The sequence below is a fragment of the Lacrimispora sphenoides genome (genome assembly GCF_900105215.1).
In the GTDB taxonomy this organism is placed as follows: Bacteria; Bacillota; Clostridia; order Lachnospirales; family Lachnospiraceae; genus Lacrimispora; species Lacrimispora sphenoides_A.
In genome coordinates, this window is the sequence record NZ_FOIP01000001.1 from 1,942,132 (window position 1) to 1,962,886 (window position 20,755).

At 43.5% G+C, this 20,755-nt stretch carries 16 protein-coding genes; 11 read left to right on the forward strand and 5 right to left on the reverse strand.

The genetic code is table 11. The features are described from left to right. Positions 1 to 8: 8 nt before the first annotated feature. Entirely contained in the window at positions 9 to 1,670 is a 1,662-nt protein-coding gene (locus BMW45_RS08935; protein ID WP_242882962.1) for a GGDEF domain-containing protein, read from the forward strand. 207 nt (positions 1,671 to 1,877) lie between these two features. On the opposite strand, the gene BMW45_RS08940 is transcribed toward BMW45_RS08935, so the two are convergent. Further along, on the reverse strand, positions 1,878 to 4,049 hold the full coding sequence (locus BMW45_RS08940) for a glycoside hydrolase family 88/105 protein (RefSeq protein WP_092242421.1): 2,172 nt from the start codon (positions 4,047 to 4,049) through the stop codon (positions 1,878 to 1,880). A 302-nt stretch (positions 4,050 to 4,351) separates the two neighbouring features. On the opposite strand from BMW45_RS08940, the gene BMW45_RS08945 reads away from it, so the two are divergent. Both BMW45_RS08945 and hydE read left to right on the forward strand, forming a co-directional pair. Further along, positions 4,352 to 4,714: a VOC family protein gene (locus tag BMW45_RS08945; protein ID WP_092242424.1), complete on the forward strand. Its 363-nt coding sequence runs from the start codon at positions 4,352 to 4,354 to the stop codon at positions 4,712 to 4,714. A gap of 51 nt (positions 4,715 to 4,765) precedes the next feature. Next, a complete protein-coding gene (hydE, locus tag BMW45_RS08950; protein WP_092242428.1) occupies positions 4,766 to 5,803 on the forward strand; it encodes a [FeFe] hydrogenase H-cluster radical SAM maturase HydE in 1,038 nt (345 codons plus the stop codon). Between the two features lie 268 nt (positions 5,804 to 6,071). On the opposite strand, the gene BMW45_RS08955 is transcribed toward hydE, so the two are convergent. After that, positions 6,072 to 6,668, reverse strand: a complete 597-nt coding sequence (locus BMW45_RS08955) for a hypothetical protein (RefSeq protein WP_092242431.1) — start codon at positions 6,666 to 6,668, stop codon at positions 6,072 to 6,074. Positions 6,669 to 7,027: 359 nt separating this feature from the next. Between BMW45_RS08955 and BMW45_RS08960 the strand changes: the two genes are divergently transcribed. The 3 genes from BMW45_RS08960 to BMW45_RS08970 are packed head-to-tail and all read left to right on the forward strand — an operon-like array spanning position 7,028 to position 9,437. Next, complete coding sequence (locus tag BMW45_RS08960; RefSeq protein WP_330390717.1) at positions 7,028 to 7,240, forward strand: nucleoside triphosphate pyrophosphohydrolase; 213 nt, start codon at positions 7,028 to 7,030, stop codon at positions 7,238 to 7,240. A 20-nt stretch (positions 7,241 to 7,260) separates the two neighbouring features. Further along, positions 7,261 to 8,823: a sensor domain-containing diguanylate cyclase gene (locus BMW45_RS08965; RefSeq protein WP_092242436.1), complete on the forward strand. Its 1,563-nt coding sequence runs from the start codon at positions 7,261 to 7,263 to the stop codon at positions 8,821 to 8,823. Positions 8,824 to 8,852: 29 nt separating this feature from the next. Then, on the forward strand, positions 8,853 to 9,437 hold the full coding sequence (locus BMW45_RS08970; RefSeq protein WP_330390718.1) for a DUF1697 domain-containing protein: 585 nt from the start codon (positions 8,853 to 8,855) through the stop codon (positions 9,435 to 9,437). Positions 9,438 to 9,446: 9 nt separating this feature from the next. Here BMW45_RS08970 and BMW45_RS08975 read toward each other — a convergent pair whose 3' ends face one another. Next, positions 9,447 to 10,613 carry a tyrosine-type recombinase/integrase gene (locus BMW45_RS08975; protein WP_092242439.1) on the reverse strand — a complete coding sequence of 389 codons (1,167 nt, stop codon included), beginning with the start codon at positions 10,611 to 10,613 and terminating at the stop codon, positions 9,447 to 9,449. Between the two features lie 413 nt (positions 10,614 to 11,026). On the opposite strand from BMW45_RS08975, the gene mgtA reads away from it, so the two are divergent. Further along, positions 11,027 to 13,672: a magnesium-translocating P-type ATPase gene (mgtA, locus tag BMW45_RS08980; RefSeq protein WP_242882964.1), complete on the forward strand. Its 2,646-nt coding sequence runs from the start codon at positions 11,027 to 11,029 to the stop codon at positions 13,670 to 13,672. 66 nt (positions 13,673 to 13,738) lie between these two features. Here mgtA and BMW45_RS08985 read toward each other — a convergent pair whose 3' ends face one another. Further along, positions 13,739 to 14,113, reverse strand: a complete 375-nt coding sequence (locus tag BMW45_RS08985) for a metal-dependent transcriptional regulator (protein WP_025230170.1) — start codon at positions 14,111 to 14,113, stop codon at positions 13,739 to 13,741. Positions 14,114 to 14,367: 254 nt separating this feature from the next. Here BMW45_RS08985 and BMW45_RS08990 point away from each other — a divergent pair, with 254 nt between their 5' ends. The 4 genes from BMW45_RS08990 (at position 14,368) to BMW45_RS09005 (ending at position 18,119) form a co-directional block, all read left to right on the forward strand. Continuing rightward, positions 14,368 to 14,913 carry a V4R domain-containing protein gene (locus BMW45_RS08990; protein ID WP_092242450.1) on the forward strand — a complete coding sequence of 182 codons (546 nt, stop codon included), beginning with the start codon at positions 14,368 to 14,370 and terminating at the stop codon, positions 14,911 to 14,913. A 3-nt stretch (positions 14,914 to 14,916) separates the two neighbouring features. Beyond that, the gene (locus BMW45_RS08995; RefSeq protein WP_092242453.1) at positions 14,917 to 16,149 is read left to right on the forward strand and encodes a sensor domain-containing diguanylate cyclase; all 1,233 of its coding nucleotides are present in this window, start codon (positions 14,917 to 14,919) and stop codon (positions 16,147 to 16,149) included. 81 nt (positions 16,150 to 16,230) lie between these two features. After that, positions 16,231 to 17,280 (forward strand): DNA adenine methylase, encoded by a 1,050-nt coding sequence (locus tag BMW45_RS09000; protein WP_025230167.1) that lies wholly within the window; start codon positions 16,231 to 16,233, stop codon positions 17,278 to 17,280. Further along, complete coding sequence (locus BMW45_RS09005; RefSeq protein ID WP_092242456.1) at positions 17,271 to 18,119, forward strand: DNA adenine methylase; 849 nt, start codon at positions 17,271 to 17,273, stop codon at positions 18,117 to 18,119. The genes BMW45_RS09000 and BMW45_RS09005 overlap by 10 nt, the downstream gene beginning before the upstream one ends. Before the next feature lie 79 nt (positions 18,120 to 18,198). On the opposite strand, the gene BMW45_RS09010 is transcribed toward BMW45_RS09005, so the two are convergent. Continuing rightward, entirely contained in the window at positions 18,199 to 20,715 is a 2,517-nt protein-coding gene (locus tag BMW45_RS09010; RefSeq protein ID WP_092242459.1) for a cation-translocating P-type ATPase, read from the reverse strand. Positions 20,716 to 20,755: the final 40 nt, after the last annotated feature.

Sequence of the window (20,755 nt, forward strand, 5' to 3'; positions counted from 1 at the left end):
GGTGGGATATGGGATTTGAAAGTTTTGAGTTTCATACAGATAAAGAAAACTTAAATGACATGTACATCAGGGCAGTACAGGAAGAGTATTCAAAGATCGATGAAAGCTGGCTTAAGCTTCATTATAAGACCTCCGTTGTCCTGGTTATTTTTTCTTTATTGGTTGAGATTGCAATGGGAGTGATTCTGGTTAATTCGGATATGCTGTCAACAACGGTATACAGATATTTTATGAAATTTTTAATCATTCCCAGTGGAATAAACTTCATTTGTATTGCTATCGAAACACTGATCATGAAATCAAAACGTTTTTCCCGGAAACATAAAATTTATTCGGTTTCACTTATCTTTGTGGGGATCGGTTTTGTTCTTTTTACAGTGCACAACACATTCACAGCTACTTACTATATTTTTGCAATCGCCATCATGCTGACTGCAATCTATGCGGACTATCGCGTAACCTGGGCTGCGGCTCTAATGAGCATTGTTTCCATTATGATTTCCGAGCTTTTCTTGAAATGGGATACAGATAAGATCAGTATTTTTGAAAATACTCACCGATTGGGGGATTTTTTGATATCACTTTTCGTATTGATTGCTTTTTCCATTGCCTGTATGGCTGTGATCCGGTTTGAACGCAGAAAAAACAGCGCTGCCATACAAAAGGAGATAGAACGGCAGCTTTTACAGAAGAGCGTCAATATGGATGAAATGACCGGAATATACAACCGGAAGGCATTCCGGGATAGAATGAAATATGTGGAAGATAAAGCATCTGATCAGAGCTATATTCTTGCTATAGTAGATATTGACAAATTTAAAAATATAAATGATACATGGGGACATCACGTGGGAGACCGCTGCCTGATAGAATTTGCTAAAATCTTAAAAGAATTTCATGAAGATATGACTGCCTTTCGTTACGGAGGCGATGAGTTCTGCTTATTGTTCCATGATAAAAGCATGGAAGAAGCGGAATCCATATGCAGTGAGATCAAGACCAGGGTGAATCGTCTGATTTTTGCGGATTATCCCAAGCTGATGCTGACGGCCAGCTTTGGGCTTGCGGCAATATCGGACCAGGTTGATACGGTAAGGCTTTTTATTCATGCCGACCACGCCCTGTATGAGGCAAAAAGGGTTCGCAATGCGATCCGTGTCTATTCACTTTCTGCAGCTGGAGCAGAGACTATATTTAGGTACAACAGAAAGAGCCAGGAGGTTTCAGAAATGCAGGAATACGAAGCTCTCATGGATAAAATAAAAGTTTTTGAAAAGACATATGATGTCATGCGGATTGTAGACCCCTTGAAAAAGAGGGTGATTGAAGTCAGAGGTAATGAATGTTTAACGTCAGATACCATATGTCATGATTACTGGGAAAGAGGTCATTTATGTGATAACTGTATTTCCATGAGAGCCTTTAAAGAGGATGACACTTTCTTTAAAATGGAATATAAAAATAACAATGTTTTTATGATCACGGCTGTTCCTGTAAAGATAAAAGGTATTTCCTTGGTGGTGGAACTGCTGAAAAACATTTCAAACAGCATGCTTATCGAGGAAAAGGATGCTGACAGAGACGTTAAGATTTTAACAATGGTAGACTTTTTTCAGACAGGTGGCAGTAAGGGATTCCCTGACTCAGCAGTACAGCAGCAAAGGGTGTGATTAAGCTGGTGGGCCAGCATTTTACAGAGAAAAGGATTGTAACCGAACGTCTGGGTATTTAAGATAAAATTGGTCCAGAATTACTGGTAACTGTAGGGGCTAACGGATAAAGAACATCAGAGGGCATAGTCTGTGATGTAACATGCTCCCCTTATGGCAGACCGTTTAATTGGAAAAGCTGTCTGCCATAAGGGGAGCATATATTATTTATTCAGAGATATGGTTATGTCGGAGAAAATCGTCAAGCATTAGCTTTTCGACTCCCGCCAAAATAGCGATTCCAATTCCATGAGGGTCGTTGAAACGCCATCCAAGCTGCTGGTAATAAGAGCGGCTGAAGGAACAGCCGGAACCCTGGCAGACACCGTAAAGATCGCCCTTCCGGTTGATTACCCTTTGCTTCATTCCTCTCCATGCCCGCTGTATGGATAAAACGCTTTCCCGGCACAGCTCCGGGCTTAAAATCCCCAGGCGGATTCCCCGGGAAAGAGCACAGATGAACATGGAAGTGGAGGAAGCCTCTTCATAGGTGGAAGGGTCGTCCAGGATCTGATGCCACAGGCCGTTTACATCCTGCACCCGCAAAATGCCTTCCGCCATCTCATGGAAGAATCCGGCCACAGCCTTATAGTCCGGGTGATCTTCAGGAAGAACCAGAAGCAACTCTGATAATGCCAGCACCACCCAGCCGTTTCCCCGGCTCCAGGGGATTTTATTCATTTTCTTATACTCCAGATCCACAATATGGGACATCAGATTCTGACCCGGCATAAAGAAGTACTGCTTGAATAGCTTCGCCTGGCGGCAAGCTTCTGTTAAGTATTCCTCTTTTTCACTTAACTGGTAGTAACGGCATAAAAATGGGATGCTCATGTACATATCATCGATCCACATGGTGTTGTCGTTTCTTGAGAACACCTGATCCTTTTCCCTTCGCTGGCGGTTTTTCATAAAATCAGCAATCACATCCGCCAGGGCATGGGCTTCTTTTGAAGGACACCGCCGGTTGGCTTCCAGCAAAAAGGAGCCAAAGGAGCCGCAGTCATCCAACTCGGTCAGCCAGCAAAGCTGGGTGTTCACTCCCGGATATCCGAATACCGATTTATCATAAATGGAATAATCATACGCCGCCGCTGTCATCCGGGCATACTCCTGTACATATTCCAGCCAGTCCGGACGATTGAGATATTCCCCTGCTTTTAACATGCCGTAAAGGGTCACGCCGCAGGGATAGGTCCATTTTCCGTATAATTCCTGCTCCGCGAATATCCTCACAAAGGAATCCGGCAGGTCTGCCTGCCAGTAGCAGGTGCCATTTGCTCCGGAATACACTCTATCCATGCCTGTCAAATGGCTGATGGGTGGAATTTCCTCTTCAAAAAGACCGGTATAGATCCATTCACCCTCATATCCTTTTACCCCGGTGCTAAGAGGAAGGGTACCGCCGGCAACCTGAAATTCAACTGACAGACCTGTATCGTGACCTGCTTTCTTTTTGCAAATTAGTATTACCTCATATCTTCCTCTGGGCAGTGAGATTTCCTTTTCAAAAGCCCCTTCCAGCCATTCTAAGTATAGACCCCCGTTGATATAGACTCTAAGCGGCTGACTGGAGCTGCCTTTGATCATGACCTTGCCGGAATCCCCATGGAAGAAACTGCTTTTAGCAGCAGCAGTTCCCTGACTGTCCAGACCGAAAATACGGGATAACGGGCAGGAGGAGACAGGCGATTCATACTCCTGCCTTGGAAACCAGAAAAGCCCCTCAAAAGTACCGTCAATCAGAGCAGAGGTATCCGCTGTCTCCCGGCCAATGGGAGGGCAATAGACAAAACCTGCCTGTCCCTTTCTTTCGGCCAAAGGCACCGTAAAATGGGAAGGCTGCCATTGAGGCTGTGCATGGCGGAGAGAGAGGCCGAAACCGATCTCCGTTTTTTCGGTTTCCAAAAGAAAATGGTTAAGGCCTGTTTCAAGGGGAATGGAACATGTGCAGCAGGATTTCAAGCCTTCCTGAGGGGGGAGTGAGTGAAACACTTTTTCTCCATTTACCCATAAAACAGTCGGTCCGCAGCATTGGATCTGAAACTGGGAGACAGTTTGGCTGTGGCTGTATAAATCTCCTGCTCCATAGCAGACCTCTCCAACGGCGGCCTGGGGAAAGCGGCTGCCGAAATCGAATTGATACCAGCCTTTTGTATTGCAGGTAATGCCGGATGTGAAATCCAGCCGGTACTGATAAGGCGCCTGGGGGTTGTGCCCGATAAAACGGTTGGCCAACAGTGCAATTACTTCACGATCCCGCTCTCCATATACGTGGAAGGCGCTATCTTCCCAATGGAAGTAATTACTATCGCAGACTTTGTTGCTTTCGTATTTCATAAGGGGTTCCTCCTGTTAAGAATTTCGTTCCATAAAAAGTTTCCTGGATTCTATATTCATATTATAATAGATTAAAGTATTACAAATCTTATGTAATCGGGACTTTTTTTGATAAAATCATACTTTTGGCTACTTACATGAAGATTGGAATCAAACGGAAAAAAATGTTTTAAAATTGTCTTTAACTATTATATAGAAAATGATAGAATAAACATGTCATTCTGGTATGATTAAGCGCAGATAACCTTTTTGCACAGGCTAATATAAAATACGATAAAATGATTAAAACAGGAGGAATTATTATGAAGTTTTGCTGGAGCACTTTAAACGTCAGGAATTTAGAAGAATCAATCAAATTTTATGAGGAGATCATCGGTCTGAGGGTGACCAGAAGATTCCCCGCCGGTCCTGGTACTGAAATTGCATTTTTAGGCGATGGGGAAACACAAATTGAATTGATATGCGGCGGGGACAGGGAAATTCATGTGGGAGATGATATCAGCTGGGGGTTTGAAGTGAAATCCCTTGATCAGACCCTTTCTCTGGCAAAGGAAAAAGGCGTGGTTCTTTTAGGAGAGCCGGTGCAGCCAAATCCCCATGTGAGGTTTGCCTTTATAAAAGATCCTAATGGTATGAGAGTACAGCTTATAGAAACTCTGGGGTAATGAACGGAAAAACCAGGCAGCAGCGGACACTACAGAGCAAGGAGAAAGAAAATGAAGCATTTAATTGATAAGCTGTATGAAACTCATAACCTGGATAAGGACGAGTTCATCTACCTGCTGGAAAATTATAATAAAGAAGACAGTGAATATTTATTTTCCCTGGCAAGGACCTACAGTCAGGATCATTATGAGAAGGAAGTTTATATCAGGGGACTGATTGAATTTACGAATTACTGCAAAAATGACTGCTATTACTGCGGTATAAGAAGAGGCAATAAAAATGCCAGCCGGTACCGGTTAAGCAAGGAAGAGATCCTTTCCTGCTGCGAGTCCGGGTATGGACTCGGCTTTCGGACCTTTGTGCTTCAGGGTGGAGAAGACCCTGCATTTACAGATGAGGTCATGGTGGATATTGTTAAAACCATCCGGGAGGAATATCCGGATTGTGCCATCACCCTTTCCATAGGGGAAAAAACCTATGACCAGTATTTGAAATATTATGAAGCGGGAGCAAACCGCTATCTCCTCCGCCATGAAACAGCGGATGAGGAACATTATTCCCGCCTTCATCCGGACTCTCTGTCCTTAGAAAACCGGAAGGAATGCTTAAGGGATTTAAAAAAGATCGGCTATCAGGTGGGAACTGGATTCATGGTAGGTTCCCCCTACCAGACCGCCAAGTGTCTGGCTGAAGATTTGGAGTTTATAAAAGAACTGTCCCCACAGATGGTGGGCATTGGGCCTTTTATTCCTCATAAGGACACCCCCTTTGCCGATTTTCCTGCAGGAAGTGTTGATCTCACCCTGTTTCTCATAGGGATCTTAAGGTTGATGCTGCCAAATGCACTACTGCCTTCCACCACAGCACTAGGGACCCTTGACCCCAAGGGAAGGGAAAAAGGGATCCTGTCAGGAGCCAATGTTCTGATGCCTAATTTATCACCCATTGGCGTCCGGAAGAAATATGAATTATATGACAACAAGATCTGTACCGGAGAGGAAGCTGCAGAATGTAATGTCTGTCTGAGAAACCGTGTTGCCTCCATTGGTTATAACGTGGTAGAAAAAAGAGGCGATTATAAAGAATGAGCCGGAGATAGGCATGGTAAAGTACTTTGACAAAAGGGTACGGTCCGGTCTGTGGGGAACCAGTAGGAATTGATCGCAATTATAATAGGCAGAGCAGCAAAGACAATGGAATCTGCATTGTATTCCATGACAATGGCCCATTCTCCTGCCGGAAATGTTCATTCTCTGGAGGATAAGGAGATATTTGATTATTAATTCCTGATTGAAATTATAAAACCGCTTATTATACCTGTGAAGATAATAAGCGGTTTTTTCTATCTCAGCAAGTTTAAACCAGTTGAATGCGATAAGCTGTGGACTGTGGAGGTATGCTGGCAGTCTGGAAGTTGGCATGCTCGACCCTCACCAGCTGTCCAGGCTGAAGGGAGCTGAATCGAATAGGATTATTATTCTGATCCAGGATTTCTGTAGCGCGGGAGACAACAAATCTCATCTGGTCCATCTCATCATCGGGATTGCCGGTAACGAGGAAGCCATTTGCAACATCTACGGAAACGATCCAGTCTGTCGTTGTGCGGTAAGCAGGCATTTGCACGAAAGCTACGATCCGGAAAGCCTTTGTTTGAGGGGGAATGCTCCTTGTCATGGCAGCGGAGAATTCGGCATTTATCCACATCCCCTTCCTGATAGTGCACAGGCTGATAGAGTCGCCAAATTGATTGATTAAGATTGTGTCCCAATCAACGTTCAATTGCAAGAGTTCAATATTGATCATTTCATTTCGGCCGGGAGCTGCGTAGGAAACCAGGACATAACCAGTTCTGCTGTTGGAAGTAAAAACATCCTCTACAAGTGCGTTTTCAATGCGCAGGATGCTCCCGACCTGGCTGATGGTTCCTCTCCTGCCTGAAGTGGTATCATTCATATAAATCCCCTAAATAGCATGTGAATTAATTAATATTATATGCTTATGCTGTAAAATATTACTCTATATGTACTAAGAAGCAATAATCTTTGCTCACAGCGTGGAACCAGGGGCCGTAAAGAAAAGTTCATGAATTTTACCAGTGATTATTGCCGGGAACAAGCGACATTTTTTTATGAATGTGATATACTGTTTTTAAAGTGTATCTTTCGAAAAGCATTGGACCGTTAAATTGATTAACTGGAAAGAAGGGATTTTCCATTAAAAGGTACGATAAGTTAGTCAGGGACAGGATACCTGAAATAATTGAAGAAAAAGGTAAAAGGACGGTATGCCGTATTCTGTCTGATGAAGAATATATGATGAAGCTGGAAGAAAAGCTTAACGAAGAGGTAAAGGAATATTTAGAAGATAAGAGCCTGGAAGAGATGGCAGATGTGCTGGAAGTGTTATATTCTCTTTGCAGTGCAAGAGGATATACAAAGGCGGAACTGGAGGCAGAGCGGGGAAAAAAGGCGAAAGACAGGGGCGGATTTAATAACAGGATTTTTCTGGAATATGTGGATGAGTAAATGAAAAGTGCTTACATGATATGCAAAAGTATACATTCCAAAAAAAGGAGGAATGCGTTATCAGGCGTAAATACGCAATATTTCTATCCACAATTATCAGCATTATCTGCGCTGTCATGGTTTGCTTTTATTTATTTTCTATTGCCAAGGTCGGCGATATTTATATTGAAAAGTCAGAAGAAGCAATCTATAACATTAAGAAAGATTTTCTAAAGGATACGGTCAATAACCTGATTTCTGAAATTGAATTAGGGCGGGCGGCTAAATCGTCACACATGGAATCCTTTATATCCAGAACATCTGATATCATTAATATGAAAAAGGATCTTCCGGACTCTGAATTCAATGATTTCTTTATCGGTTTTTTTCGGGATAATCCGGATTATAAATTTCTGACCGTGTTCGTATGGGATAATGCGGCAAATAAAGTAACTTATGACCCGGGAAATCTGGCAGGAACCACCTGGAAGGATACTCTTAAGGCCAATACCTCCGGTTTATCCTCTTACCGGGTTTTCATTCACGGAGATTATTCCTTCCTCTTTGGGATCACCAAGAACTACGTGGATGAGCTTGTTCAGGCGGACATTGCCAATGTGATCAGGAATTCTAAATTTGACGGAAATTCCTACATCTGGGTTAATGAGATACAGAATTATCAGGGAGGTAAAAATTATGCCATCCGAAGGATCCATCCCAATATGTCGGAAACAGAAGGAATCTATCTTTCGACGGATATGACTGATATCGCAGGAAATCATCCATATTTGACCGAGCTTCAGGGAATTAATACGGATGGAGAGCTGTTTTTCTCTTACTATTTCAAGGAACCAGGCAGTGATAAGATATCCAGGAAGCTGGCTTATGCCAAGCTATATAAGGATTATAACTGGGTGGTTGCCATGGGAGTGTATCTTGATGATCTTCAGCCCTATGTTGACCAGACGAATAAGGAAAGCAAAGAGCTGGTATCCAGGATTACCCTTCTTTTGGTTTTACTGCTCATTGTTATATTAATCGTCAGCCTGTTTTCTGTTTCCTTATTGGAAAAGATATATTACCGCCATGCGAAAAAGGCAATGGAATCTGAGCTTAACCAGGATGCTCTTACAAAGGCGGGGAGCAGGAGAAGCGGGACCAATGATTTGACCAATGCTTTTAAGGAATTTAAACGGACAGGCTTAAGCCCCGGAATTATGATGTGCGATGTAGATCATTTTAAAGGGATCAATGATAGATACGGCCATTCCACAGGGGATATGGCTTTGGCGGAATTTGTTAATGTAATGAAAGGGATCTTAAGAAGCACGGACAAGATCATCCGCTGGGGCGGAGATGAATTTATCATCATTCTTTATGGCATGGAAGAGAAGCATGTACTGGATTTTGGAAACAAGTTTTTGACTTCCGTTTCTTCTTTAAAAATCCTGGATCACCATGAGGAGATAGGGATCACCGTATCCATCGGCTTTTCCTTCTTTAAGGAAGGAGATGAAGATTTTCATGATGCATTAAATCGGGCGGATGAGGCCCTTTATAAGTCAAAGTCAGAAGGGCGGAATCAGGCCAATATTATTTTATAGAAAATAAGACGGGGAAAGGGGAAGACTGCATGATGACCATTTATACCGCACTGCTCCGGGGAATTAATGTGGGCGGAAAGAACAAGATAAAAATGGCTGAGTTAAGGCAGCTGCTGGAAGAGGCGGGCCTGACCCGGGTAGAGACTTATATTCAAAGCGGCAATGTTATATTTGAGACAGAGGATGGGGAAGAGGAACTAAAGGAGGAACTTGAGAATAAAATCAGGGAAAGGTTCGGTTTTTCCGTGAGCGTGATTTTAAGAACCTCCGGCCAGTTGGAACAACTGATAAGAAACTGTCCTTATAAGGAGAGTGAAAGGAAGGAAGCGGAGGCTCTAAATTCAGAAGGAGAGAGCTTTTATATCTGTCTTTTTCATCAGGCGCCGAAGGAGGCAGAAACGGAACGATTAAAGTCCTTTGCAGGGGAGCTTGATGATTACCGGATGCAGGGCAGGGATATTTATCTCCTGCTTCGTCACAGCATCCGCAATTCCAAACTTGCCGCCAATCTATCCCTCGCTGGTGGACCGGCAACGGTACGGAACTGGAAAACCATGGAAAAGCTTTATTCTCTGGTGATGGCCAGGATCTCTGGGGAGCAGCCTGGCTGCTAAAGTAATGGCTTATGTATTGTTTTTTATAGTTGGGGCAGGATCAGGCAGGGCGGCGGCAGTTTCCATATTTAAAAGATACATATGGTTAAACTTTTCAATGGCCGCCTTTTTTTGTTCCATAAGGGAATGGGAATACACATTAAGGGTGATGGACACGCTGGAATGGCCCAATAGCTCGCTGATGGTTTTCACATCCACCCCCAGCTCAAGGGCCCGGGTGGCAAAGGTATGGCGGATGGCATGAAACTTTCGGTCCTGCACGTGAGCTTCTTTTAATAGTTTCTTATAAAGCTTTTGAAAGCAGCGGGGATCTAAGGGATTATCCCCTTCAGAAAAAATATAATGGTCCGGGCTTGCATGAGAAAATCCCTGCTCCTCTGACATTTTTAACAGAAAATCCGGCAGGGGAATTTTTCTTAAAGATTTGCGGCTTTTCGGAGCACCTACCTGCAGAGATGTTTTGTTTTCACCCTCTTCAAAACGTTTGATTCTGGATACGGTCCTTGCAATGGACAGGGTGCCGGCCTCCGTATCAATATCTCCCCATCTAAGGGAACACAATTCTCCAAGGCGGATGCCTGTATAAAATGACAGGATGATCCCTGCTGCACGCTTGTCTTTGGAATTCAGTGCCGCATTTTCTATGAGCCTCTGCTCTTTTAAGGAAAAGACTTTAACCTCCTTGTCCTCCGGTTTCGGGACTTTAACCTGTTCAATTATGGAAAAACCATCTGGCGCCCCCTTTAAGATTTCTTTTAAAGCTATTTTAAAGATGGTAAGATTTTTCTTTTTCGATGAATCTGCCAGACAGGTATTTTCTCTTATGGTTTTTACAAAACAAAGGACAGAATCTTCTGTAATTTTCCGATTCTTTTCCTCTTCAAAAAAAGGAATGACATATTTATTCATGCATCGGTAATAGCTTTCATAAGTGGAGGGCTTTACCCGAATGGCGGCATCCTCCAGCCATGCCTCAAATAAGCAGCAGACATCGCCTCCATTCCAGGAAGGTTTCTCTCCAACGGATTCCTGGATTTCCTGGTGATTTTTCATCTTTTCTTTTACGCCTTTGTAGGTTCGGGAGTAGAAATACCGATACGTTCCATCAGATTTTAAACTCCTGCCTTCCCAGCGGCCGTCCTTGCGTTTGTAAATATTTTCTCCTCTTCGCGGCATAGTACAATACTCCTTTGCTTATCATATAATTATTATATGACGTTTCTAATAATGGCATATAATCCAAATATTACCAGATAATAGTTATAAAATCTTTAGATGCATCTGCATCGGCAGATATTGGCAAGTATGGTTGACTTTTCCTCTAACATCAGATAAACTGAAATTAAGAAATAAGATTATGAAAAGGAAGTGAAACAATGGATGGCAATCCTCGAAGTCCGATATGCGGCTTCAACCCCCGGTATGAAAATAAAAACCAATATACCGGCGCTTTAAGCATGCGCCCGTCCATTGTTGTTGAAACAAATGGGCTTCCTTAGCTTGTGCTTTTAACGCCGTCTATTGGGACGGCTTTTTTTATTGCTATTTTATTTTCATTGGGGAATCATAATAAAGAAAGGATGATTCCAATGAAATTCATGAGAAAGAAAATAATCAGCACTCAGATCCAGAAAAACAGAAACGACACGGAAAAAAAGCTCAGAGCATATGCGTTTCTTGAGAAAAAAAATCTCCTGTCATCCCTTTCTGCCTCAATAACAGGCCTTTCCAATGAGGAGGCCTTAGAAAGGCAGAATGAATTCGGAGCAAATGTAATCACGGCAGGAAATAAAGATACAACGCTCCACAGGCTTAGAGAGGCAGTTATTAATCCCTTTAACGTGATTTTACTTGTCATTGCGGCTGTTAATTATTTTACAGATGTCATTGCTTCCTCAAGGCCTGATTATCTTACTGTTTCCATCATCATTTTTCTGGTGATTGTCTCAAGTCTGATTGCCTTTGTCCAGAGTCAGCGATCTAGTGCCGCTGCGGAAAAGCTTTCGGAGATGATTTCCAACAAAGCAGATGTGTGGAGAGACGGAAAACTTACTGAGATCCCCATGGATGAAGTGGTCCCGGGAGACATCGTAAAGCTTTCGGCAGGTCACATGCTTCCGGCAGATGTGCGTTTCCTGACCACCAAAGACACCTTTTTGGCTCAGGCGGCTCTCACTGGTGAGTCTGCTCCTGTGGAGAAATTCGCAGATGGGGACAATAATCCCGGTGATGCTTTGACGGATTTAAAAAATATCGGCTTTATGGGCTCTAATGTGGTAAGCGGAAGCGCCACAGCAGTGGTTTTGGAGACCGGTAATAACACGTATTTCGGTTCCATGGCTCAATCTCTGTCAGGTGACAGAGCCAAGACCAGCTTTGAACGGGGGGTGGAATCTGTCAGCGGGCTTCTGGTCAGAAGGATGCTGGTCATGATCCCGGTGGTATTTTTAATTAACGGCATTGCAAAAGGAGACTGGGCCGGGGCCCTTCTTTTTGCCATCAGTATCGCAGTAGGACTAACGCCGGAAATGCTGCCCATGATTATGACCTCCACCCTGGCAAAGGGAGCGGTTTCCATGTCCAGGCATAAAGTGATCGTCCGCACTCTTGGAGCGATACAGACCTTTGGGGAGATGGATGTGCTCTGCACCGATAAGACAGGAACCCTTACCGAAGATAAGGTGGTTCTGGAAAGATACATGAATCTAAAAGGGGATGTGGATACCAGGATCCTGCGTCATGCTTACTTAAACAGCTATTATCAAACTGGCCTTAAGAACCTTATTGATCTGGCGATCATAAACCGTGCAGAGCAGAACGGACTGGAGTCTGTTTTAAGTTCTTACAGCCGCATTGATGAAATTCCTTTTGATTTTACGCGGCGCCGGATGAGCGTGGTTTTGACCGACCAAAAGGGAAAACTCCAGCTGATCACAAAGGGAGCGGTGGAAGAAATCCTGGAGATCTCATCCTTTGTGGAGATGAACGGGAGCGTTTTGCCAATGGATGAGGAAACCCGGCGCATCGCCTTGGCGACCTATGAAAAGTATAATAACGATGGTCTTCGGATCATTGCTGTTGCCCAGAAGAACGAGGTTCCTGGCATAGGGGTATTCAGCGTGGACGATGAGCAGGATATGGTTTTAATAGGCTTTATCGGCTTTCTTGACCCGCCAAAGGAGAGTGCAGGCACCGCAATTGCCGCCCTTTACGACCATGGGGTGAGAACGGTCGTCCTCACCGGAGACAGCGAGGGCGTGGCAGCAAAGGTATGCAGCAAAGTGGGCGTTGATGCCTCCAACATGATGACAGGCCGGGATGTGGAGCGGATGAATGACAAAGAGCTTTTACATGCAGTAGGCATATGTAATTTATTTGCAAAGTTATCACCCTCCCAGAAGGAACGGGTAGTAAAAGCATTCCAGAGTGCAGGCCATACGGTAGGGTATATGGGAGACGGCATTAATGATGCGCCGCCCCTGCACCAGGCCGATGTGGGGATTTCCATTGACAGCGCCGTGGATATTGCCAAGGAAACCGCCGATATCATTCTTCTGGAAAAGGATCTGATGGTCTTGGAGGAAGGCGTCATAGAAGGACGCCGCACGTTTGGAAATATCATCAAATACATTAAGATGGCGGCAAGCGGCAATTTCGGAAACATGATATCCGTTATCGCTGCCAGTCTGCTCCTGCCGTTTCTTCCTATGCTGCCGGTGCAGATATTGACTCAGAACCTGCTGTGCGATTTTTCCCAGATGGGCATACCCTTTGATGATGTGGATAAGGAATATCTAAAAAAGCCCCATAAATGGGAAACTAAGTCCATCAAATCCTTTATGACCTTTTTTGGTCCTCTTAGCTCAATTTTTGATATCTTGTGCTATGCCGTTATATGGTGGGTTATTGGCGCCAATAAAGTGGAGCTTTCCCCGCTCTTTCATTGCGGCTGGTTTGTATTCGGAACCATATCACAGGTACTGGTCATCCACCTGATCCGTACTGAGAAACTGCCCTTTGTGCAAAGCAGGCCTTCCATGCCCCTGTTCCTTTCAACATTTATTATTGCGGTCCTTGCACTGGTCATTGGATTTACAGATCTTTCCGTAGGCCTTGATATGTACCGCCTGCCGGTACAGTTTGTTCCATGGCTTGCTTTGATTCTGATCGGCTATCTTGCAGCCGTGCAGATGATGAAAAAGGTATATATTCAACGATATAAGGAATGGATGTAACGATCCTCCAATCATAGAAAGAGCAGCCGGCTTATTTTGGCCTGACTGCTCTTTTTGCTTTCTTTTTTATACTTCTCCTTCACCATTCACGTGAGCTTTAATGGCTGCAAAGCTTTCCGCGCTTATTACGTGCTCGACCCGGCAGGCATCCTCCAGTGCGGTCTTAGGAGTCACCCCAAGGGCAATCAGCCACTCCGAAAGCAAGGTGTGGCGTTCGTATATCTTTTCTGCGATTTCAAGACCTTTTTCCTGCAATGTGATGTGACCGTTTTCGTCTATCCCGATGTACCCGTTTTCCCGGAGATTTTTCATTGCCACGCTGACGCTTGGTTTGGAAAAGTCCAGTTCTTCGGCAATGTCTATGGAGCGCACATAGCCGTTGCGCTTCTTAAGCATCAGGATCGTTTCCAGATAATTTTCTGCAGATTCCTGTATCCTCATATCATCACCCTCTTTCCTGCTTTCATTGGATATTCCTTTATTTTAACATGGACCGGCACAACTTTTCAAGATGACTTCTCCTTATATTATTTTGTTACCTGATTATTTCGGTTACAAAAAAACCATGTTACCATTTTTTTTGTTGAAATATGTCAAAATTTTTATTATAATGTATTATGGTTGACTTTATCATTTTGCAGATGCCTTAAGGCGAAGCAATCGGGCTATGCAGACAAAGATATGGGGGGAGGCATATGTTCAATGTTTTTCATATAGGAGAAGAGAAGGATTTTTCCTGGAGTATGATAGGGAATATAGCAGAAGGGAGAAGGAATCTGGGGGAAGGGATGCCAGTCATGATGTACCGGCTGTTCCAGTATTCCTTAAGAAGCGAATTATCACGGAGATTCAGTGAAGATATGGCAAAAGAGCTTTTCCGAAAGGCAGGAGAGCTTTCCGGAAGAGAATTTGCTTTACATATGCTTGATTTAACTCTTCCTCTCAATGACTTTCTGGCGTCCCTGCAAAACAGCCTGGAGGTACATAAGATAGGCATTCTACGAATTGAAAAGTTTGATCCCCACACTGGAGATGTGGTCCTGACTGTTGGGGAAGACCTGGATTGTTCCGGACTCCCTGTAACGGGAGATCAAGTGTGTAATTATGACGAAGGATTTCTTTCCGGCGTTTTAAAGGAATACACGGGAAAGGATTATCTTGTAAAAGAGGTTGATTGCTGGGCCAGCGGAGCACGTGTATGCAGATTTGAGGCTAATGTCGATCAACAGGCGAAGGTGTAGTGGATGACAGAAAAAGATGCGTCTGTACTTTTGGAGCAGATTCGCAATATCATTTTAAATAAGCCGGTTTTCGGGGAGCTGGAGGAGAAGGCACAGGTATATTCAGATCTGGAGCAGGCAGTTTTCTATCTTTCTCACTGTCTTATGGAATCCAATGAGCTTCTTAAGAACCTGGCGGAAGGGAACTTAAATGTTCCTCTGCCTGATCGCCACAATTTTCAGGCAGGTGAATTAAAACAGCTTCATGCTGCTTTAAAGCATCTGGAGTGGCAGACCGAACAGGTGATCAAGGGAGATTATAAGCAGCGGGTGAATTTCATGGGGGATTTTTCCCAGGCATTTAATGAAATGGTAGTCCAGCTGGAAATAAGGGAAAATGAGTTGAAAGAGCAGGCAGATAAGATCAAAAGGTTTAATAGGCTGCTGATATTCATTATGGACAGTCTGAAGGAATGGGTTGTTGTTATAGAAGAAGAGAACGGGACGGTATTATATACCAATGATTCAGCCAGAAAGAGGTTTTATGACCCCGGAACAAGGCAATTTGCCTGCGGGGGAGAAGATTGTCCCTTAATGGCCCGCTTAAAGTCCCATACCGGCCTGGAACAGGAATTGCGGTATGAATTCAAATGCTCCCGCAATAAGACCTTCCAGGTAAGGTCCTATTCTTTGTTATGGGAGGAGAAAAAAGCGGTGGTCCATCTCATGACGGATGTTACATATCAGAGGGAAAATGAAGCCTTCTTAGAGGTCATGGCCTATAAGGATGAACTGACCGGGCTGGATAACCGGCGCAGCGGCCTGCGTACCATTGACTCTTGTATTCAAAAGGGCATTCCTTTTTCCCTTTGCATGATTGATATGGACGGGCTTAAAAATATCAATGACCTGTACGGGCATTTATATGGAGATGAATATATAAAGTCTGTTTCGCAAGTGCTGAAGGACTCTGCCCGGGATATAGACATTACATGCCGGTTCGGAGGCGATGAGTTTATCATGCTGTTTAGGGGGTGCGATGAACAGACGGCAGAGGAGAGGATGGACCTGATCGATAAGAAGCTGTCTGAACTTGCGGAGGTTTATCCGATGTCCATCAGCTATGGAGTGGTTTATGTTGAAGAGGGGGCGGAACTGTCTCCGGAAGCCGCTTTAAATATAGCAGATGAAAGAATGTACCGCTTTAAAAGGCAGCGAAAGAAGAAAAATAACGGGTTAGGCAGCAAAGGAATTTAGAAAGCTCAACTTTTCTTGTGTTTTTTATGATTTTACATTATAATGATAGGCAGGTTAAAACGAAATAGGAGCAAGAAAAGAATGAGATTTATTGGAAGCAAGACATTGCTGCTGGACCAGATTAAGCATGTGATTGATGAAAAGGCGCCGGGAGCGGAGAGCTTTTGTGATATATTTTCTGGAACCGCAGCGGTTGCCAGATATTTTAAACAGTGGTACCAGGTCTGTTCCAATGACCTGCTGTACTTTTCCTATGTGCTGCAAAGGGCTACCGTTGAGAATGACAGTGTGCCGGAATTTACCCGTTTGCAGGAAGAAACCGGGATCATGGATCCGGTAGATTATTTTAACGGCAGGGAAAAAAAGGATTTAGAAGAGCTGCCAAAGGAGCGCCGGTTTTTTCAAAATACCTATGCTCCCACAGGCGGCCGCATGTATTTAAATGACGAGAATGCTCTGCGCATTGACTTTGCCAGATGCACCGTGGAAGACTGGAAGGCTGCCGGACTGCTTAGTGAGGACGAGTATTATTATCTGGTCGCCTGCATTGTGGAGGGGATCCCTTTTGTTTCCAATACCTCAGGAACCTATGGTGCATTCCATAAAGCCTGGGAGAGGCGAAGCTACAAGCGGTATGAGCTGTATCAGCTGGGTGTGACACACAATGGAAAGCAGAACCGCTCTTTTAATGAAAACGGAGTGGATCTTTTAACACGCCTTAAGGGGGACATCCTCTATATTGATCCTCCCTATAATGCGCGCCAGTATCTTTCCAATTACCATGTCCTTGAGACAGCTGCCAGATATGATTATCCTATGGTTCGGGGAGTCACCGGGCAGCGGCCTGACGAAGGGCAGAAATCGGAGTTCTGTATGAAGAATAAGGTGGTTCCGGCGTTTGAGGAATTGCTTAAGAATGCGCAGTTTAAGCATATTATCTTAAGCTACAGCACGGACGGGCTTATGACGGTAGATGAAATTGAGAAGGCCATGAAAAAGTACGGGAAGCCGGAAACCTTCCAGATCTATGAGATCCCATACCGGAGATATAAGAGCCGGAAGGTGAAGGAAACAGAACGGTTACGGGAGCTTTTGTTCTATATGGAAAAGCAGGTGCCGCCATGTACATAAAAAGTCCTCTAAACTATACTGGGGGGAAATTTAAGATCCTGGAACCCATTTTCGAGGCGTTTCCAAAGAATATCCGCACATTTGTGGATGTCTTTGCCGGGGGCTTCAACGTAGGGATCAACGTGGATGCCAGGCAGATCGTCTGCAATGACCAGATCATGTATCTCATCGAACTGTACCAGATGTTCCGTTCCACTGACATTAAGGAAATTCTGGAGAGGATTCAGGGCCTGATCTCAAAATATGAACTGACACAGCAGAACAGGGAAGGATATTATGCTCTTCGGTCAGACTATAACAAAACGAAGGATTTAACGGAGCTGTTTGTCCTGGCCTGCTATGCGTTTAACCATCAGATTCGCTTTAATAACAGTCATGAATTCAATTCACCTTTTGGAAGGAACAGAAGCTCCTTTAATGGTAACATTGAAAAGAATTTAACGGAGTTCTGCCAGGCTCTTCACGAGAAAAACATTGAGTTTTCAAACCTGGACTTTATGGAACTGGATTATACTGGCCTGGGGCCGGAAGACCTGGTTTACTGCGATCCGCCTTATCTGATCTCAACGGGGAATTATAACGATGGGAACCGGGGATTCAAGGACTGGAAGGAACGGGAGGAGCAGGCGCTTTTAGAGCTTTTGGACCGTCTTCATAAACAAGGTACCCGGTTTGCCCTGTCCAATGTTCTTTATCATAAGGGATTGTCCAATGACCTTCTCATTGAGTGGAGCAAGGGGTATCAGGTTCATTATATTGATCATACCTATTCCAACTGCAGCTATCAGTTTAAAGAGCGGGATGCGGTTACGGTAGAAGTGCTGATCACCAATTATTAATTAAGACAATATGTTAAGACAAATTAATTATATATGTTTAAGGGAAGTCGTTATAAGACTTCCCTTTATTTGGCATGTTTTATGAAGCAATTGCCTTATGGGCAAGAGCATTGCTTTTCAATTTACTAAGCATCACCTTTACAAAATCAAGCAGGCAGATAAAGGCGATGGTAATCCCTGTAAGGACTGCAAAGTCTGTTAACGGCAAAGGTACAAACCCCATTAATCCGGCAGTAAAAGGAATATATACGAGGGCTATGGAAACAGCTATGAACAGCGCAATAGTGCCAAGCAGCAAGCGGGATGGCTTTGCTCCCTGCCAAAAAAAGTGATCTTTGCTTCTCACGGAAATAATAACCAGAAGCTGCGTGAAGTTATAAAATAAAAATAGTGTAGTTTGTGTCAAAGGTGTTGATTCTGTACCGGTAAACAGGAAGAAAAATAAATAATAAACAGCTGTAAAAGCACCCAGACCCAAAGAAGTATTTATTATTGATCTAATCTGACTTGCAGCCTGGGGGCTGCGTACTTCTTCCGGATCAACAAGATCAGAAAACACTGTCATTAAAGGCATATCCTGAATAATATTTCCAATTAAAAGCTGTATTGCCAGCATCGGTATATCCGCAGCAAAAAACACATAAAAGAATATCATGGAAAAGAAGTTGCCTAAATTTCCGATCATAGCATGCTTAATATATTTATTGATATTTACAAATATGCTCCGGCCATATTGAATCCCATCTAAAATGACCCCTAAATCATCTTCAAGCAGAACAATGTCCGCGCTGTCCTTTGCTACGTCGGTCGCGTTATGGACAGCAATAGCTACATCTGCCAGTTTAAGGGAGGGTGCGTCGTTAATACCATCTCCCTGATATCCTACGACATGGTGTTTCTTAAGGTGATTGATAATATTGTATTTTTGCTCCGGCGTAACTCTTGCAAAAACAGCGCATTCCCTTAATGCTGTTTCATATTGTACATCCGACATTCGTTCAAGATCATCTCCTGTGTAGATTTTATCGCCATCTTTTGAAAGCCCCAGTTCTCTGCTTACATATTCCGCTATTTCAATACTGTCGCCTGTTAAGATTTTAACATCTACTCCTAGTTGCCTTGCTTTGTCTATTGTGGATTTGGCTGTTAAACGAAGAGGATCGAGCAATTCCGCGAAGCCTAAAAAGATTAAATCCATTTCGTCCGTAAGAATGTCATAATCCGGATTATAATCGATCTCTTTGTAAGCAATAGCCAATTGGCGCATACCTTTTTTTCCGGATTCTGCCGCTAGCTGTTTGTAACGTAAATTTTTATTATGATTTGAAAGTTCAATAAGAGTTTCAGGTGCGCCGATAACCACTAAATATGATTTGTTATCCTCTGGATTCTGGACAACGACTCTTCTTCTTCTCTCTGCAGGGTTAAAGGGAATGCTATTAAGCTGAATCCAGCACCCTGCCTGTGCCATGATTTCTTCCGGTACATATTGTAAGAACGCCCGGTCAAAGGAACTCATATATTTTTTGTTTTCTACTTGTAAGTCTTCAATAGAGACATAGGCTAATGTTTGAAATAGCGTTTCATCTTCTGATAAGACATTGGAAACAGTAAGGCAGTCATTGGTCAGTGTACCGGTCTTATCTGAACAAAGAAGATTTATCCTGCCTAACCCTTCAATAACTGCCAGCCTTTTGACGATTACTTTTTGTTTCGCCAATTGCAATGCCCCATAGGAAAGGTTGATTGTGGTGATCATCGGCAGAGCTTCCGGCACGACGGTCATTGCCAAAGCAACAGCGAAAATTAATACTTCCCCAAAATCATTGACATTGTGAATCGTAACAGCTTTGATTGCCAGCATAAGAACAATTGTAGCGCCAATCATACGCAGCAAAGTAACACTGAATTCCGCAAGGGATTTTTGATACGGTGTTACTTTCTTTGTATCATTGGATAACTGTGCGATTTTACCCAGTTCGCTTTGATTGCCTGTGGCAAAAACTACGCACTTACAGTGGCCTCTTTCAATAACACTGCCGGTGAACAGCAGACTGTCATTTGCATCAATGGAATTATTCCCCTTACTTACAGGAATCGATTCACCTGTCAGCTGAGATTCATCCACTGAAAGGTTGTAAGAATCAATGATTATTAAATCTGCCGGAACCACATCGCCTCCCCGCAATATTACAATGTCTCCCGGTACAAGCTGGCTGGCATCTATTACGATCTGCTCATGATTCCTGATGACTAATACGTTGCGTTTAATTAACTGTGAAAGTCTTTCAATCGCTTTGCTTGAACGATATTCCTGAATAAAGCTTAAAAACGAGTTTAAAGAAACAATAACCATAATAACAGCAGCATCCGAGTGCTCCCCCATAATAACCGAAAGTCCGGCCGCAAACATTAGTATAAAACTTAATGGATTGATAAACTGCCTGCAAAAAATAATAAAGCCATTTATTTTTTCTTTTTTAAAGGTATTTTCACCGAATTGATCTAATTTTGCCTTGACCTGCATGGAATTCAGGCCACCTTCAGAAAAGTTTTCAAGTGGCATTCCAGATGCAGTGGCATTGATTTGCTCCATTTTACTACACTCCTTATTGCATTTATACCAGCACTATATT